14 protein-coding genes are annotated in these 16,471 nt (G+C 47.8%); 2 read left to right on the forward strand and 12 right to left on the reverse strand.

The annotated features are described in order from the left end of the window. Positions 1-224: 224 nt before the first annotated feature. From aroE (EJE48_RS05040) to aroE (EJE48_RS05070), 7 genes are all read right to left on the reverse strand, one after another. Positions 225-1,097, reverse strand: coding sequence for a shikimate dehydrogenase (gene aroE, locus EJE48_RS05040; RefSeq protein WP_124984340.1), 873 nt, complete (start codon positions 1,095-1,097; stop codon positions 225-227). 31 nt (positions 1,098-1,128) lie between these two features. Next, complete coding sequence (locus tag EJE48_RS05045; RefSeq protein WP_124984341.1) at positions 1,129-3,054, reverse strand: oxidoreductase; 1,926 nt, start codon at positions 3,052-3,054, stop codon at positions 1,129-1,131. Between the two features lie 74 nt (positions 3,055-3,128). Beyond that, positions 3,129-3,416 (reverse strand): putative quinol monooxygenase, encoded by a 288-nt coding sequence (locus EJE48_RS05050; RefSeq protein ID WP_124984342.1) that lies wholly within the window; start codon positions 3,414-3,416, stop codon positions 3,129-3,131. A gap of 14 nt (positions 3,417-3,430) precedes the next feature. Further along, positions 3,431-4,279, reverse strand: a complete 849-nt coding sequence (locus EJE48_RS05055) for a sugar phosphate isomerase/epimerase family protein (protein ID WP_124984343.1) — start codon at positions 4,277-4,279, stop codon at positions 3,431-3,433. Positions 4,280-4,318: 39 nt separating this feature from the next. After that, a complete protein-coding gene (locus tag EJE48_RS05060) occupies positions 4,319-5,104 on the reverse strand; it encodes a shikimate kinase (RefSeq protein ID WP_124984344.1) in 786 nt (261 codons plus the stop codon). Positions 5,105-5,163: 59 nt separating this feature from the next. Next, the gene (locus EJE48_RS05065; RefSeq protein ID WP_124984345.1) at positions 5,164-6,366 is read right to left on the reverse strand and encodes an MFS transporter; all 1,203 of its coding nucleotides are present in this window, start codon (positions 6,364-6,366) and stop codon (positions 5,164-5,166) included. A gap of 48 nt (positions 6,367-6,414) precedes the next feature. Next, positions 6,415-7,281, reverse strand: coding sequence for a shikimate dehydrogenase (gene aroE, locus EJE48_RS05070; RefSeq protein WP_118581436.1), 867 nt, complete (start codon positions 7,279-7,281; stop codon positions 6,415-6,417). Positions 7,282-7,495: 214 nt separating this feature from the next. Between aroE (EJE48_RS05070) and EJE48_RS05075 the strand changes: the two genes are divergently transcribed. Continuing rightward, the gene (locus tag EJE48_RS05075; RefSeq protein WP_118581439.1) at positions 7,496-8,377 is read left to right on the forward strand and encodes a LysR family transcriptional regulator; all 882 of its coding nucleotides are present in this window, start codon (positions 7,496-7,498) and stop codon (positions 8,375-8,377) included. 174 nt (positions 8,378-8,551) lie between these two features. Here the strand turns inward: EJE48_RS05075 and EJE48_RS05080 are convergent, their stop codons facing one another. From EJE48_RS05080 to EJE48_RS05090, 3 genes are all read right to left on the reverse strand, one after another. After that, positions 8,552-10,717, reverse strand: a complete 2,166-nt coding sequence (locus EJE48_RS05080) for an ATP-binding protein (protein ID WP_118581441.1) — start codon at positions 10,715-10,717, stop codon at positions 8,552-8,554. Beyond that, on the reverse strand, positions 10,707-11,516 hold the full coding sequence (locus EJE48_RS05085) for a substrate-binding periplasmic protein (protein WP_118739669.1): 810 nt from the start codon (positions 11,514-11,516) through the stop codon (positions 10,707-10,709). The genes EJE48_RS05080 and EJE48_RS05085 overlap by 11 nt, the downstream gene beginning before the upstream one ends. 153 nt (positions 11,517-11,669) lie before the next feature. Further along, the gene (locus tag EJE48_RS05090) at positions 11,670-11,900 is read right to left on the reverse strand and encodes a hypothetical protein (protein ID WP_118581443.1); all 231 of its coding nucleotides are present in this window, start codon (positions 11,898-11,900) and stop codon (positions 11,670-11,672) included. 130 nt (positions 11,901-12,030) lie between these two features. Here EJE48_RS05090 and hydG point away from each other — a divergent pair, with 130 nt between their 5' ends. Beyond that, on the forward strand, positions 12,031-13,455 hold the full coding sequence (gene hydG / locus EJE48_RS05095; RefSeq protein ID WP_118581447.1) for a [FeFe] hydrogenase H-cluster radical SAM maturase HydG: 1,425 nt from the start codon (positions 12,031-12,033) through the stop codon (positions 13,453-13,455). Positions 13,456-13,512: 57 nt separating this feature from the next. Here the strand turns inward: hydG and serS are convergent, their stop codons facing one another. Together serS and EJE48_RS05105 are read right to left on the reverse strand one after the other, a co-directional pair. Beyond that, complete coding sequence (gene serS, locus EJE48_RS05100; RefSeq protein WP_118581449.1) at positions 13,513-14,808, reverse strand: serine--tRNA ligase; 1,296 nt, start codon at positions 14,806-14,808, stop codon at positions 13,513-13,515. Between the two features lie 795 nt (positions 14,809-15,603). Beyond that, entirely contained in the window at positions 15,604-16,410 is an 807-nt protein-coding gene (locus tag EJE48_RS05105) for a Cof-type HAD-IIB family hydrolase (RefSeq protein ID WP_016407240.1), read from the reverse strand. Positions 16,411-16,471: the final 61 nt, after the last annotated feature.

Here is a 16,471-nt window from a genome sequence, read left to right on the forward strand (position 1 = left end):
TTAAATTTGAATGGAGAAGGTATTTCATTGCGGTGTCGACTGAGTCGACACCTTAAGTCGAAATCAGGATTTCGACTTGTTTGAAACAGAGGAATAAACTGACAAGTTCCGTCAGCATAAATGCTTAGAAACTTGCAGTTTTCCTCGAGTGAGCAAAGCCCCCTCTGCGGATTCCATTCGGGGAATAAAACTTCCCCGAACCCCTCCGCAAATTCCGTTCTTTTTTATTTAAAGAACAGTTCGTATACTTCCTTGGTGGGCATATCCTTACCTGTAAAGAGGTTGAATGCCGCAGCACCCTGCCACATCAGCATACCTGTGCCGCCGACAGCGACCTTACAGCCTGCCGCCTTTGCGGACTGCACGAATTTTGTTTCCTTGGGATTATAAACCGCATCTGCTACCACCAGATCGGGGTGGAATACGGATACATCCTCAACCAGAGACTGGTCATCCAGAGGCTTCATGCCAACCTTTGTTGCATTTACCAGAATATCGCTATCCTTGATTGCGGCATACAATGCATCTGTTTCCTCCAGAGGATGGATGCTGACCTCGCAGTCGGGCACCATCTGCTGAATTTTTTTCACTGTTTTTTCGCCGTTTGCGTAAAATTCATCTTTTCTGTTGAAGATGGAAAGCTTCTTTGCGCCATCCAGTGCGCACTGCACCTGAATTGCAGTTGCGGCACCGCCTGCACCCATCACGGTGATTTTCTTACCCTTCACATCAACACCGTTTTCCTTCAGGTTTCTGACAAAGCCCATGCCGTCTGTGTTATTGCCGTAGAGCTTGCCATCCTTTACCACAACGGTATTGCAGGCACCAATCAGCTTTGCCGCATCGGAAAGCTCGTCCACCAGCTCCGCAACTCTTGTTTTGCAGGGCATGGTTACGTTAAAGCCCTTGCAGCCCAGCACCTTCAGTGCATTGACTGCCTCCTCTGTTTTTTCCAGAGGCACATCGTATGCCAGATAAGCATAGTCCAGACCGGTCTGTGCGAAGCTGTAGTTATACATGGCGGGAGAGCCGCTATGCCCTACAGGAGTACCGATCAAACAAAACATGCCTGTTCTGCCTGTGATTCTTTTTTCCATTGTATTTTTCCTCCTTTATTTTTTTCTTTTGTTAGATTTCCAGTGCGGCATTCAGCCCTTCTGCGGTTGCATCCAGTGCCTTTCTTGCCTTCACTGCGTCACCGATGACATAGGTCTCCGCAACGATTTTCTTGATTTCCTCGCTGATGGTATCGTTATTGCGATAGCCCATCGCCAGAACCACGTTGTCGAAGCCTTCCAATCTGCCCTCGGTGCCGTCTGCCAGTGTGTAGGATACGCCGTCTGTGAAGAACTGCGCTACCTTTGCACCTGTTACACCCTGTACTTTATAAGTATCAAAATCCTTCATGAGGAATTTGCGGTGTTCGGGAATCACATCGGGGCCAAGCTGATCTCTCAGTTCGATTACGGATACCTCGTGACCCAGCTCGCCCAGGAAATCTGCAACCTCGCAGCCAACCATGCCGCCGCCGACAACCAAAACCTTTTTGCCCACAGCTGCCTTACCATCCAGAAGGTCGCCTGCATGGATGACACCTGTATCATTGATACCGGGGATAGGCAGTACCAGAGGATTGGAGCCTGTTGCAACGATAACTGCATCGGGCTTTGCTTCTGCAACCATAGCAGGAGTCACTTCCGTGTTCATAACCATTTTTACGCCATATTCTTCGCATTTTGCGATATAGCTTCTTACCATATTTGTGATATCGCCCTTTCCGGGAGGGTATGCAGCCAGACGCATATTGCCGCCGAGAATGTCGCCTTTTTCATACAGGGCTACAGCATGACCTCTCTGTGCCGCAGTGAAGGCTGCGTACAGACCGCCGGGGCCGCCGCCGATAACCATAACGTTTTTCTTTGTCTGTGCAGGCTTGAAATCTGCTTCTCTGCCTGCCAGAGGGTTTACCAGACAGGTGATGGGTTCGCCCTTGAACATATTGGGAACACAGCCCTGCAAACAACCGATACAGGGGTTCATCAAATCCAATCTGCCTGCCTTTGCCTTATTGGGCATTTCGGGGTCTGCGATGCTCTGTCTGCCGAAGGCAACCAGATCTGCTCTGCCCTCTGCAATCATCAGCTCCGCAAACTGGGGTTCTGTATAACGACCGACTGTGATAATGGGAACGGAAACTGCGCGCTTGATTTCTGTGACATAATCTGCGCTGAAGCCGCCATGAATCAGGCTGGGAGCCCACATACATTCATCATGCAAATGTACGGCTCTGGAAAGGTGCAGTCCATCTACGCCACATTCCTTCTCCAGATAGGAGGCAACTGCTGCGGCATCCTGTGCAGTCTGACCGCCCTCAACGTCATCTGTTGCATTGATACGGCAGAGGATTGCCAGAGAATCGCCTGCTTTCTTACGGATATTTTCGATAATCAGCTTCGGCAGACGCATACGGTTTTCAAAGGAGCCGCCGAATTCGTCCACACGCTTATTGGTTCTTGCGGAGATAAATGTGCTGACCAGATAGCCATGTGCGCAATGAATTTCTACGGCATCTGCGCCTGCTTTTTTTGCTCTGACTGCTGCATCACCGTAGCATTCAATCAGGCGATAAAGCTCTTCCTTTGTGATGGCTTCGGGTGTTTCTCTGCCACAGGAGGCAGGGATAGCACTTGCTGCCTTCAGAGGGTAGCCTGTGATTTTTGTATTGCCTTCGGGGCCTGCGTGCTGCAGCTGGATGGAAACCTTCGCCCCTGCCTGATGACAGGCTGCGATGGCTGCCTGAAAGCTGCTGACTGTGCTGTCATCATACAGACAGGGCTTTCTGGGGCCGCCCTTTGCTTCTTTATAAACAACGGTTGCCTCGAATGTAATCAGACCAAAGCCGCCCTTTGCTCTTGCGCCGTAATAGGATGCGGAGCGTTCGCTCATGGTGCCGTCTGTGTTTGCGAAGTTATTGCCCATGGGAGACATAACAAAGCGGTTTGCCACTGTCATGGGACCAATCTGAATGGGCTGAAACATAGCTTCAAATTTCATGTTTTCTCCTCCGTTTCTTACTCTCTTTTTGTTTTTTCCTTCGTGCTTCAGTTCCGTTTTTCTTTTATTTATTGTTATTCCACAACGGTGCAGGTGCTGACCTCGGAGGGCTTCACACGCAGCGCCGCAATTTTTGGTACTAAGGTTTGGAAATACTCGGTTGCCCGATGAAATTCCACCGCCTTTTCATCCTGATATTTTTCGATAAAGTAGAACACCTGCGTATCGTTTTGGTCGCCTGCCAAATCATAGCTGATACAGCCTGCTTCCTCTCTGGTTCTTGCAATCATTTCCTTCGCAATTTCCAGAAATTCCTCCTGCAAGCCTTCCTTTACGGTGTTTTTCGCAATCAGTACAACCATCTTTTTTCCTCCTTTTATTTTTCGGGCATTGCCTCGGGCCAGCCCTCCTGCAGCACCTTTACGGTATTGTCAAAGTTAAATTTTGCCGCTTCCGCTACACCCTTTGCCAGAATAGCGTCGCTGATAACCTCAACGCCCATTGCCTTGGGTTCGATGCCCTTTTCCTTCAGCATACGGCAGAATGCTGCTGTATTGCCGCAGCCTGTGCCGGGTGCCAGTCTGTCATGCATGGATTCATCTCTCAGAATGGATGCCGCATAGGGTCTTTCATAAACGTCGTTAATCTGTACGGAAACGATTTTTTCTGCGGGAATCCCTTCCAGAACGGAGAGATCTACCGGCTGATTTGCTCTCAGCCAATGCCAGCTATCCAGAATCAGCTTTGCATTTTCGCAGCCGCTTTCCTTTACCACTGCCCACGCCTTTTTCACATCGGGCAGGCCGCTGTAAGGCATAGGCTCAACGCCGATGGTGTATTTGCCTGCTCTGTGGCACAGCTCCTTCAGCTTCTGTGCAGTATGTGCAACGGAATAATTTTCCATCAGACCACAGTTGATGTGGTTCACGCCGAACAGCTCGCACATGTGGAAGCACATCTGTTCCTTATATTTCTGTTCATAGGAACGGTGATCCTCCGCCCACTGCACGATATATTCCACTTCTGTAACCTTCATATCGTATTTTTCAAGAATTGCCAGAATATCTGCATCAAACAGACCTTCGTTCAGTGCATCCACATAGGTTTCCGCACGCAGACCGATACCTTCAAAGCCTGCCTCCTTGGCTGCTTTTACTCTTTCCTCAAAGCTGCACTGATCGCCCAGTGTCCAAGAGCTGACTGTGATGGGATATTTTTTAGACATAAGATAGTTCCTCCTTTGTATCTCTCTTTTGTAGTTTTTTTATTTTCTTAGTGCGGAAAGCTTTTGCAGCAGTTCCTCACAAATCGACTCAATTTCCTTTCCGGTAGTATCAATCACGATATCTGCCGCTCTTTCGTATTTTTCTCTGCGGCTTTCCATCAGGTTTTGAATAAAGGGCACGTTCATATTGCCATTTAAAAGAGGACGCTCTGTGCTGTCCTTTACTCTATCGTAGATGGCTTCGGGCGTTGCCGTCAGCCAGACCACATAGCCGCTGTTTTTCATCAGCTCCACGTTTTTCTCTCTGAGGGGTACACCGCCGCCGCAGGAGACAACCATGTGCTTTTTCTCGCGTAATTCGATGAGGGTATTGCTTTCGCAGTTGCGGAAATATTCCTCCCCGTTGACTGCGAAGATTTCCTTGATGCTCATGCCCTCCTTTTCCTGAATATGGGCATCCATTTCCATGATTTCCATTGCCAGAAGCTCGCTCAGCTTGGCGGAAACAGTGCTTTTGCCTGCACCCATGAAGCCGATGAGCAGGATATTTTTATCAAACAGCGTTTTCGCCTGAATCCGCTTGCTGTTTTCGATAATGCCCTCGAAGATATGCAGGATTTCCTCCTCAAATATGGTACCTGCTACCTCAGCGGCAACCCGTTCCAGCTGCTTTTTCTCCTGCTCCGGCTGCAAAACGGGCAGACCGTTTTCTCTTTTGTATGTAATGATGCCTTCGATACATTCCATTCTGGTTTTCAGTGCGGCGGTGATGCGCTCATCGCAATCCGCAATAATGCTTCTCAGGCAGGTAAGCTCTTTTTCCATTTGGTTCCTCTTTTCTGCTGCAAGGTTTTTCTGTAATTTTTATCTTTTGTAAAAGGTGATTACTGTGCGTCCTTTTCAAAGCGCAGGTTCAGAATGATGGCAAACACAATCCCGATTGCCGTTACCACTGCATTGAACAGCAGGATATATCTGGGGCCCTGTACGCCGCCCACCTTGGAAAGCAGGCTTGCGACATTCAGCACCGCATAGTTTGCAATGGAGGATGCAATCATAACAACTGCTGTGATTTTCCCTTTATCTCTGGGGAACATTTCATTCGCCGTAGAGGTTGCCAGCTGCAATACGCCGCCTGCCGCAAAATAGCCGATTAAGAAGCCGCCGATCATACAAATTTGCGGAATCTGCACGAAATACATCAGCAGCAGTGCGCAGAACGCAACACAAGGATAGATAACCAGAACGCGGATGGGCTTCAGACCCTTTTTCATCAGTGCCGCTGTCAGAAGGACTGCACAAATGATGCCTGCGGAATAGAAGGACTGAATCATGGAGGGGTTTGTCATGCCGTAAAGCTTGCCCAGCTCCTGATTGCAGTTCATAAACAGCATGAAGGTTGTGGATGCCGTAAAGCCGATGCAAACCAGCAAAATTGCGGAGGGTGTCAGCTTCATTTTTCTCTTTTCCACAGTGCCGTCTGCCGCCTTGGGTGCCTCCTCCTTGGGAGGGAAGGGCAGAATTGCCAAAAAGATACCGTCTACGATGATGATGCCTGCCGCCAAGAAATACAGTGTGCGGAAGGACATATCTCTTGCTGCAACGAAGGTGATTAGGAATGGCAGCAGGAACTGTGCCATAGAAATTGCGAATTTTGTAAACAGGTTTGCAATCGCACCGTTTTCCTTGAAGATTTCCATGCAGGAGGGCGTAATGCTTGTATCCAAAAAGGAGTTTGCCATGCCGCTGCAAATCATCAGGATGTATGCCAAAACCGTGCTGTGTGTAAAGGTAATGCCGATAAAGAAGATGGCAAAGAACACAACGCCAACCAATGCGCTCAGTCGTCTGCCGTATTTATCGGAGAAGGGCCCTGCAAACGGGAAGGCAATTAACCGCCCCAGACCGACAGCCGCAATGATTGCCATAACCTTGCTGACATCGAAGCTGCCGTCTGCAAGCTGATTTGCGCCCCACATGGCTGCAAAACTTTGCTTATACTGACCCATAATCGTTACGGCAATACCAAGAATGAAGTAGGTGATGTATAACGCCACCGCCGTAGGATAATACTTTTTCTGATTCATTTCTTCCCTCTTTTCTCAAATTTCTGACTCTCTTATTTTTGAAGCATTTTATTTTTTGAAAAATTTTTCCTTGACCTCTTCTACAGGCATATCCAAGCCGGTATACAGCTTTGCTGCCGCTGCGCCCTGATAGATGAGCATCCCCAGACCGCCGACTGTTTTGCAGCCTGCCGCTTCGGCATCCTGTAAAAGCTTTGTTTTTTCGGGCTCATAGACCACATCGGTGACTACCAGCTCCTTACGGAACAAGGAGTGGTCTGTGATGATGCTGATATTCTCCAAGGGGTGCATCCCAACCCTTGTGGCATTGGAAAGGATATCGCTTGTGCGGATTTCCGCTGCCAGCCTTTCGGCATCGTCCATATCGTATACCGTAATCTTCTGAGAAGGAAAGGCCTTCTGATATTCCGCCGCCTTCGCAACCGCCTTCTCCCAGAAGGCATCCTTCTTATTAAAAACGGCAATCTCTCTTGCGCCGTCCAGCAATGCCTGTGCCTGAATGGCGGAGGAAACACCGCCTGCCCCCAAAAGGGTAATTTTCTTTCCCTTGACCTCTACGCCCTCGTGGCGCAGGTTTTCAATGTAGCCCTCGCCGTCTGTGATGTAGCCTGTCAGAACACCGTCGTGGTTCACAATGGTGTTGCACGCGCCGACCAGACGTGCCGCCGGGGAAATTTCATCCAGATACTTGAGTACCTCCTGCTTACAGGGCATCGTGATGTTTGCCCCCTTCATTTGAAAGGTACGGAAGGCTTGGATGGCATCCGATGTCTGATTTTTGTCTACATCAAACGCAAGATACTTATAATCCAATTTCCACTTATCAAAGCAATAATTATACATGGCAGGGGATTTTGAATGTTCTACGGGAGAACCGATTAACCCGAAAAGCCTTGTTTTTCCTGAAATATCCATGAGAGGATTCTCCTTTTCTTTCGTGTTTTGAATTCTTTTTTTGCGCGCTTTGTCTTACAGGCTCAGTGTATCGCAGAAATTAAAAAAGCACAAATTGATTATTTTATATGTTTTGATAGATTTTGTCTATAGCGTATGGTATACTGAAAATAGAAAAATCAGATGGCATATTATTTGCTGATTCTAAAATTATTTGAAAAATGGGGGGATCTCTATGAATCTGTATCAGCTGCGCTATTTTGTCACGCTGGCGGAAACGAAGCACTTCGGCAAGGCAGCGGAGCGTCTGTGTATTGCACAGCCAAGTCTGAGCCATGCCATCGCACAGCTGGAGGCGGAGCTTGGGGTAGTGCTTTTTGAACGCAAAAACCGCTCCTCCACGCTAACCAAGGAGGGACTGCAATTCCTTTCCTATGTGGAAAAATCCTTGGAAATCCTCGATAACGGCATTTCATCCATGGCGCATATCTCTCGTGGGGAGGGCTGTATTGAGCTTGGCTTTCTGCGTACCTTGGGGCTTTCTCTCATTCCGGAGCTGGCAAACGGCTTTTTACAGGAGCAGAGGGACAAGCACATCCAGTTCAAGTTCTACACAGACGTGACACAGCCGCTTTTGCAGGGCCTAAAGGATGAAAAATACGACATGGTTTTCTGCACACAGCTGGAAAACGAGAAAACCATTGAATTTATCCCTGTTTCCAAGCAGGATTTAGTCCTCATCGTGCCGAGAAATCACCCTCTGGCGAACCGCTACACCGTTGACCTGACGGAAACCCTGCCCTATCCGCATGTTTATTTTGCGGAAAAATCGGGTCTGCGCATCGTCATTGACCGTCTGTTTGAAAAAATCGGAAAACGTCCGAATATTGCTTACGAGATTCAGGAGGATCAGGTAATCGCAGGGCTGGTAGCGCAGGGGTTTGGCATTGCCGTTGTGCCTTACATGGAGGAGCTGCTGCGGCTGAATGTCAAAATCATCCAGATTTCCTACCCCTATTGGGAGCGAAATTTCTATATGGCAACCCTCAAGGACAGATATCTCCCCCCTGTGGTACAAAGATTTAAGCAGTTCGTGATTACGCATTGCAGGGTATAAAAAGCAGCTAAAAGCGGGATAAAAATAGACAAAAAAAGCAGCACTTTTTTGACATATCGAAGGTGTCTATAAAAGAATAGATACTTTCTATCAAAAAAGTGCTGCTTTGCCGTGTGTCAGCACGCGTCAGTTGAAAACAGGGTTCCCGAACCCCTCCACAGTGAAAATTTCGACTTAAGCGCATAGCCGCGCTAAGATGGCAACCAGCTCCTCCATGCAGAGCGGCTTTGCCAAATGCACATTCATCCCTGCAGCAAGGCATTGGCGGGCATCCTCCTCAAAGGCATTGGCGGTCATGGCAATGATGGGGATGGTTTTCGCATCCGCACGTTCCAGTGCGCGAATGGCTCTGGTTGCGGTCAGCCCATCCATCACAGGCATCATAATATCCATAATGATGCCTGCGTAGGTGCCGGCAGGCGCTTCACGGAACATCCGCACCGCCTCACTGCCATCCCTCGCAAGCTCCACGCTGACACCGCGGTCAGCAAGAAGTGCCGCGGCAATCTCCGCATTCAGCGCATTATCCTCTACTAAGAGCAGGTGCAGACCGCTGATATCCTTTGCCTTGGCAGGGGCAGGCTGTTCTGTCTGCGGCTGCTCTGCTGCAATTTCAAAGGGCAGCGTGATGGTGAAAACAGAGCCTACGCCCTCCTCGCTTTCAATCGTAATCGTTCCCTGCATTTCATCAATCAGGCTTTTCACAATCGCCATGCCAAGCCCCGTTCCCTGACGGGTGCTGTCGCTGCGCTCCTGCGAGAAGGGCGTGAAGATATGCTGTAAAAAGTCCTTGCTCATGCCGATACCCGTATCACGGATAACCCAACGATAGGTAACCCTTCCGTCCGCAACGCCAAGACAGCTGACAGCCGTTTCCACCCTGCCGCAGCTTTTATTATATTTGATGCAGTTGCCATAAATATTCAGGAAAATCTGCCGCAGATGGAGGGGACTGCCATAGACTCTGCTGATTTCCATGCGCTCGAAGCCTCCTTCATATCGCAGCGTGATGCCTGCTTCCGCGGCACGCTGTTCCATAATGGTCAGAATATCCCTCGCCAGTTGATTTAAGTCAATGATTTCATGGGAAAGGATAACCTCGCCGCTTTCCAGCTTGCTCATCTGCAAAATATCATTGATGAGAGAAAGCAGATGCTTGGCGGCAACCTTCATTTTCTTCTGATTAGAACGGATGAGGGCATGATCCTCCGCATGCGCTTCATCAATTTCCAGCAGACCGATGATGCCGTTTAAGGGCGTACGAATATCGTGGCTCATGCGCGAAAGAAAGCTTGTCTTTGCGGCATTGGCACGATCTGCCTGCTCCACCGCTGCATAAAGCTGTTCATTTTTCAGCTGCAGCTGCTCTGTATATTCCTTTTGGATGGCAAGCTGCTCTTCTCGATAGCTTTGTGCCGTTTTCCAGCGCACCATACGAATAGCCGCAAGAATAACAAGATAAATCACCATGGCGAAAAGCATATTTTCAGGCGTGGTGCGGAAAACAGCGCGTTGCGGCAGGTAAGCATAAACATACACATCCCGTCCATGCTCCATCAGCCCAAAATAGCGCACGCCGTTCTCCCTCGCAGAAACAAGCCTGTCGCTTACGGCGGCGGCTCTGATTTCTTCAAGCACTGCGGATGCATCCGTATTTTCACCAATGAAGCTTTCCTCATTCGAAGCAATGATTTCATTCCCACTGCTGACCACAATCGTCCCGTTTTCCGCAGGGTCATAGCCCGAAAGAAGCGAGGAAATCGAAAGACTGAAGGAATTGATATAATCCAGAGGTGTATGATAATAGGCAACAACAATGCCGGGTGCATCCAGTCTTTGTACTGCCGCCAGATCCAGATAACACCCCTCAGGGCAGAAAAGCCGCACGGCATAGCGCTTTTCGGGATACTGCGCCGTATTCAGCAGGGCTTCGGAATCCAGATTTTCATGCACGAAAGCTGCCATATCCGCCGCTTCGCTTGCGGCAGTAATATTTCCCGCTTCATCCAGAAGCAGAATCCCCGAAACGTAGCAGTCCTTCACACAGGTATGCAGAAAATCCGCACTGACAGGCCTTGTGGCTTCCTCCAATCGGTGCGCCGTCTGGTTTGCGCTTTCCACAATCCGCATCAGGCTCTTGGATTCATCCGCAAGCCCAATGCGGCTATAGCGGTTACACTGCTCCTTCACATAATTGACCGTATTCACCATGGTGCGCTGTGTGGTAGCGATATCCTCATTTACGGCAAGCAAAAATACGCCGCCCAAAAGCAAAACGCCCAGTAAAATCTGTAAAAAAAGGATACGCGTGCAGGGCTTTGCAGAGGATTCATTCCACATCTGCAATCACCCCCATATCATTTTCATCCAGATACCTCCCGATGATTTCCTCCATCGTGCCATCCGCACGCATTTCTTCAAAGGTTTCGGAAAGCTTCTGTTCCAGACCGCGATCATCCTGTTTGGAAAACGCCACGCCCAAGCCGACCGTCAGCAGCGGTTCCTCCAGAATCCGATAATCCAGCTTATAATCGGACATGCACTGCAAAATTGCCGTTTCGTGCGCGGCAATCGCATCCGCATAGCCCTTGCTCAGACAGGGATAAATCAATTCCCGATTCTGCATGGAAAACACCTCGCGCAGAGCAGGAAGCCTTGCATCCGTATGCGAAAGAAAAAGCTCCTCCGGCTTTGTGGTGGACTGCACCGCAATGCGCTTGCCCTCCAAATCCGCCAGTGTTTTTATTTCGCTGTCCCGATTGACTGCCACCACCTGACGGCTCATCATATAGGGCGCACTCCAACGGTATTCCTCCTCGCGCCCATCGATGGAAAAGCTGCCCCAGATGCAGTCGATTTTTCCGCTGTCAACCAGCTCCTTCTTTTTCTCCCAGTCGATATAGGTAAACACCGCCTGATACCCCATGCGTCGAAAGGCTTCTGTCGCTAAATCCACATCTATCCCCGTTGGTTTGCCGTCCACATTCTCATAATTATAGGGCGGATAATTATCACTGCCGATGATAATATTCGGCAAATCTGTCTGCTGTGCCGTTTTTTCCGCCGCGCCGCAGCCGGACAGGCTGACACAGCAGACCACAGCCGCCAAAACCATGCCCCTGATTTTCTGTTTCTGCATAACACCCTCTCCTCTTTTTTATGCCCATTTATAAATAATAAGGCAGTCAGCGGACTGCTGACTGCCTTATGATCCACAGGATTGCGATTTGTCCGTTTCCCCTGTCCATATATCACAGTTCGTGTATATTAAAATTATATGAAAGAAATTTGTCTATTTCAAGTATTTCTTGTCAAAAAACAGACAGAAAAGGAGGCTTTTTATCAAATACAATATCATGTTTTGCAAAAATCCATCGCCTTCAGCAGTTTTTTTGACAAAACCTGCTAATTTAGCATTGTCCGCCGCGCGCAGATATGGTATGATGTGGTAAATTTCTCCGCACAGCAAGCCACGCGCTTTCTGCAAGGAGACAAAATAAAAATCAAACAGCTGCTGACACAAAGAAAGGCTTCTGCGTGAAAGGGTAGGTCATACATACGTTTTACAGAATTTCTGCGCCCTTTCTCCATATTTTTTCGGGGCGTTTTTTATTGTCTGCAAAAAAAAGATAAAAAGAAAGGAAGATAAAGCAATGTATCCCTACAACCCCCACTCCCAAAAGGCAGAGGAATTCATCAACCACGAGGAAATTCTGGAAACCCTTGCCTATGCAGAGGAAAATAAGCACAACATTCCCTTAATCGACAGCATTATCGAAAAGGCAAAGCTCCGAAAGGGACTTTCTCACAGAGAGGCAATGGTGCTTCTGGACTGCGATATTCCCGAAAAAAACGAAGAAATTTACGCGTTGGCAAAGCAGATTAAGCAGGATTTTTACGGCAACCGTATTGTGATGTTTGCGCCGCTGTATCTTTCCAATTACTGCGTCAACGGCTGTGTATACTGTCCGTACCATGCGAAAAATAAGCACATCCGCAGGAAAAAGCTGACACAGGAGGAAATTGTCAGAGAGGTAACGGCTTTACAGGATATGGGGCATAAGCGTCTGGCACTGGAAACCGGCGAGGACCCCGTCAATAACCCCATTGAATATGTACTGGAAAGCATTCAAACGATTTACAGCATCAAGCATAAAAACGGCGCAATTCGCCGCGTGAATGTCAATATTGCGGCAACAACCGTTGAAAACTATCGTAAACTGAAGGAGGCAGGCATCGGCACCTATATCCTCTTCCAAGAAACCTATCATAAGGAAAGCTATGAACGTCTGCACCCCACAGGCCCTAAGCATGATTATGCCTACCACACCGAAGCGATGGACAGAGCCATGGAGGGCGGCATTGATGATGTCGGGATTGGCGTTTTGTTCGGCTTGGAGCTGTATCGCTATGAATTTGCAGGGCTTTTGATGCACGCAGAGCATCTGGAAAGCGTATTCGGCGTAGGCCCGCACACCATCAGCGTACCCAGAATCCGCCATGCCGACGATATTGACCCCTCCGCCTTCGATAACGGCATTGATGATGATACCTTTGCAAAAATCGTTGCCTGTATCCGTGTTGCCGTTCCCTACACAGGCATGATTGTTTCCACAAGAGAAAGTCAGGAAAGCAGAGAACGTGTGCTGAGCCTTGGGGTATCCCAAATCAGCGGCGGCTCCAGCACGAGTGTCGGCGGCTATTATGAAAAGGAGGCAGAGGAGGATAATTCCGCGCAGTTTGATGTCAGTGATAACCGCACACTGGATGAAATCGTGAAATGGCTGATGGATTTGGGCTATGTCCCCAGCTTCTGCACCGCCTGCTATCGTGAGGGCAGGACGGGCGACCGCTTCATGAGCCTTTGCAAAAGCGGACAGATTCAGAATTGCTGCCTGCCTAATGCGCTGATGACGCTCAAGGAATATCTGATTGACTACGCCGCACCGAAAACAAAGGAAATCGGGGAAAAGCTGATTTTAGAGGAAATCAAATCCATCCCGAAGGAAAAAATTCAGGAGATTGTACGGAAAAATCTGGTTGAAATCGAAAAGGGAAATCGGGATTTCCGCTTCTGAAAAAATTCTATGTAGCAAAAAAGAGGATGTTAAAAAACATCCTCTTTTTTGTTTCCATTATTTCTTTTTGTTGGGAATCAGCTTCTTTGTGCCGCCCATATAAGGCCACAGAACTTCAGGGATATTTACAGTACCATCTGCCTGCAAATTGTTTTCAAGGAAAGCAATCAGCATACGGGGAGGTGCTGCAACGGTGTTGTTCAGTGTGTAAGCGAAGTATTTCTTGCCTTCTGCATCCTGTACGCGGATACCCAGTCTTCTTGCCTGTGCATCGCCCAGGTTGGAGCAGCTACCGACTTCAAAGTATTTTTTCTGTCTGGGAGACCAAGCCTCAACGTCAACGGATTTTACCTTCAGGTCAGCCAAATCGCCGGAGCAGCATTCCAGTGTTCTTACGGGGATATCCATGGAACGGAACAGGTCTACGGTGTTCTGCCACAGCTTATCATACCACATGGGAGCTTCCTCAGGATTACATACAACAATCATTTCCTGTTTTTCAAACTGGTGAATACGGTAAACGCCTCTTTCTTCAATACCGTGTGCGCCTTTTTCCTTACGGAAGCAAGGGCTATAGCTTGTCAGGGTCTGCGGCAGGTCTTCTGCTTTATTCAGCGTATCGATAAATTTACCAATCATGGAATGTTCGGATGTACCAATCAGATACAGGTCTTCGCCTTCGATTTTATACATCATTGCATCCATTTCCGCAAAGCTCATAACACCTGTTACAACGTTGGAACGAATCATGAAGGGAGGAATACAATATTTGAAGCCTCTGCCAATCATGAAATCTCTTGCGTAAGCCAGAACTGCGGAATGCAGACGCGCAATATCGCCCATCAGGTAATAGAAGCCATTGCCTGCAACCTTTCTTGCGCTATCCAGATCGATACCGTCGAAGGTTTCCATAATATCTGTGTGATAAGGAATCTCAAAATCGGGAACAACGGGTTCGCCGAATCTTTCTACCTCTACGTTTTCGCTGTCATCCTTACCAATGGGAACGGTTGGATCAATGATGTTGGGAATGGTCATCATGATAACCTTGATGCGTTCCTCAACCTCTTTTTCTCTTGCGGAAAGGGTTTCTACGCGTTCTGCGTCTGCGCCAATCTGTGCTTTTACCTTTTCGGCTTCTTCCTTTTCGCCCTTTGCCATCAGCGCACCAATCTGCTTGGAAAGCTTATTTCTCTGCGCTCTGAGTGCTTCAACCTCCTGCTTGATGGTTCTGTTTTCCTTATCCAGCACCAGAACCTCATCTACCAGAGGCAGCTTTGCATCCTGAAATTTTTTGCGGATGTTTTCCTTTACGATATCAGGGTTTTCTCTTACAAATTTAATGTCTAACATTTCATGACCTCCTAAAAATAGTATTTTTTCGGATGGAAGTTTTTCGTATATCTTATGAAAGGTTTTTCAATCAGAAAAAAGAATTGTAAGCAATTCTTCTCTATAAACAGCAATAAAAAATATCTGCAAGCAGCTATTTTTTCATCACCGCTTACAGATATGCTTTTCTGTTGCAATCGCTTATGCTTTCATAACAAAAAAACTCCCGATCCCGGTAATAAAACAGGGACGAGAGTATATTTCCCGCGTTGCCACCCAGATTGCTCGGAGCATCCTCCGAACCTCTTGAACAGCTATAAAGGGCTTACCCTTCCGACTTTCATCGGCAGCTTGGAAAGTGGAACATTCTCTTTTCTCCGCCGATTCGCACCAACCACCGGCTCTCTGTGGGAGTTTTACAAGAACTTAGCTTTCCTTTCGGCTTTCGCCTGCGCTATTTTGTCTTGTTTGACTTTTTGGTGTATATTATATCATATTATTTTAAAATTGCAAGCCTAAATTTTTTTCTTTTTTTTGTACAATTTTTTCCATAAATCCTATCTTTTTGCTAAAATATATAGAAAATGTTAAAAAAATTATATTTTTTTCTATGTGCAAAATAGCGTCCATTGTGGTATACTATGTGAGTACAAGAAAACCCCTTTTCCTGTACCACAATATGCCCCGGGGTTTGTGCGCACAACCCCATAGAATGGTGTCTCCCCTGGCACCATTCTTTTCCCTAGTCAAAAAGGACAATCAAGCATGATTGTCCTTTTTTTATACTTTTCCATCATGAAAATTCCCGCACCCTTTTTATTTCAGAATAAATTTCTCAATGACCTCTGCCACGCCGTTTTCCTCACAGCTTCGCTCCGTTATGTAATCCGCGGCAGCCTTCACATGCGCCTCGCCGTTTTTCATTGCAACGCCAAGCCCTGCCTGCAATATCATAGAAAGATCATTATCACTGTCACCAATGGCAATCGTTTCGGCAAGCGGCACATTTGCCTCCTGCGCAGTCGCAGCCAGTGCATTGCCCTTGCTTACGCCTTTTTTCACCAGCTCCAGATAGGTTTCCGAGGAATAAAACAAATCAAAGATATCCCCTGCCGTTTTCTCCACATAGCGCTTCAGCGCCGAAAGATTTTTCCGCTCTCCGCTGATTAAGCATTTTGTAAACTCGCCCGCATAATCGGTCGGCTCCTGCAAAATGCGCGGATTTGCTTGCATCATCCAGCAATAGGATTTCACCTCGTCTGTCAATTTTTCAATCATAAAATTGCGATCATCATAGTAAAACAGCTCCAAGCCAAGTGCTCTCGCCCGCTCTGCGATTGGTTGCACCACAGACGGTGAAAAGCTGCTTTTCAGCACCAGATGCATATCCCTTAAATCATACACCGCCGCACCATTCTGGCAGATGACATAGCCCTTTTTGCCCAGAAGATGCAATTCCTGCAAATGCTTTTCCACGCCAAAAACACCTCTGCCTGTGCAGATGACAAACTCCACGCCTTTATCCACAGCCTTTCGGATTGCAGCAGAGTTTTCCACAGAAACCCGTACACCTTTCCATAATAATGTGCCATCCATATCGGAAAATACCATTTTATAGCCCATTTTCTCCTCCTTTGTTTACATAATACATTACCCACAGCCTGTGGATAACCTGTTGATATTG

Origin of the sequence: Anaerotignum faecicola (assembly GCF_003865035.1) — a bacterium.
Classification (GTDB): domain Bacteria; phylum Bacillota; class Clostridia; order Lachnospirales; family Anaerotignaceae; genus Anaerotignum_A; species Anaerotignum_A faecicola.

Excerpts from the sequence above, each read along its gene's own strand:
- EJE48_RS05105 (WP_016407240.1), bottom strand. The coding sequence starts at position 16,410 with ATGGGCTATAAAATGGTATTTTCCGATATGGATGGCACATTATTATGG.
- aroE (WP_118581436.1), bottom strand. The coding sequence starts at position 7,281 with ATGGATATTTCAGGAAAAACAAGGCTTTTCGGGTTAATCGGTTCTCCC.
- EJE48_RS05075 (WP_118581439.1), top strand. The coding sequence starts at position 7,496 with ATGAATCTGTATCAGCTGCGCTATTTTGTCACGCTGGCGGAAACGAAG.
- EJE48_RS05080 (WP_118581441.1), bottom strand. The coding sequence starts at position 10,717 with ATGTGGAATGAATCCTCTGCAAAGCCCTGCACGCGTATCCTTTTTTTA.
- hydG (WP_118581447.1), top strand. The coding sequence starts at position 12,031 with ATGTATCCCTACAACCCCCACTCCCAAAAGGCAGAGGAATTCATCAAC.
- EJE48_RS05065 (WP_124984345.1), bottom strand. The coding sequence starts at position 6,366 with ATGAATCAGAAAAAGTATTATCCTACGGCGGTGGCGTTATACATCACC.
- serS (WP_118581449.1), bottom strand. The coding sequence starts at position 14,808 with ATGTTAGACATTAAATTTGTAAGAGAAAACCCTGATATCGTAAAGGAA.
- EJE48_RS05050 (WP_124984342.1), bottom strand. The coding sequence starts at position 3,416 with ATGGTTGTACTGATTGCGAAAAACACCGTAAAGGAAGGCTTGCAGGAG.
- aroE (WP_124984340.1), bottom strand. The coding sequence starts at position 1,097 with ATGGAAAAAAGAATCACAGGCAGAACAGGCATGTTTTGTTTGATCGGT.
- EJE48_RS05085 (WP_118739669.1), bottom strand. The coding sequence starts at position 11,516 with ATGCAGAAACAGAAAATCAGGGGCATGGTTTTGGCGGCTGTGGTCTGC.
- EJE48_RS05060 (WP_124984344.1), bottom strand. The coding sequence starts at position 5,104 with ATGGAAAAAGAGCTTACCTGCCTGAGAAGCATTATTGCGGATTGCGAT.
- EJE48_RS05045 (WP_124984341.1), bottom strand. The coding sequence starts at position 3,054 with ATGAAATTTGAAGCTATGTTTCAGCCCATTCAGATTGGTCCCATGACA.
- EJE48_RS05055 (WP_124984343.1), bottom strand. The coding sequence starts at position 4,279 with ATGTCTAAAAAATATCCCATCACAGTCAGCTCTTGGACACTGGGCGAT.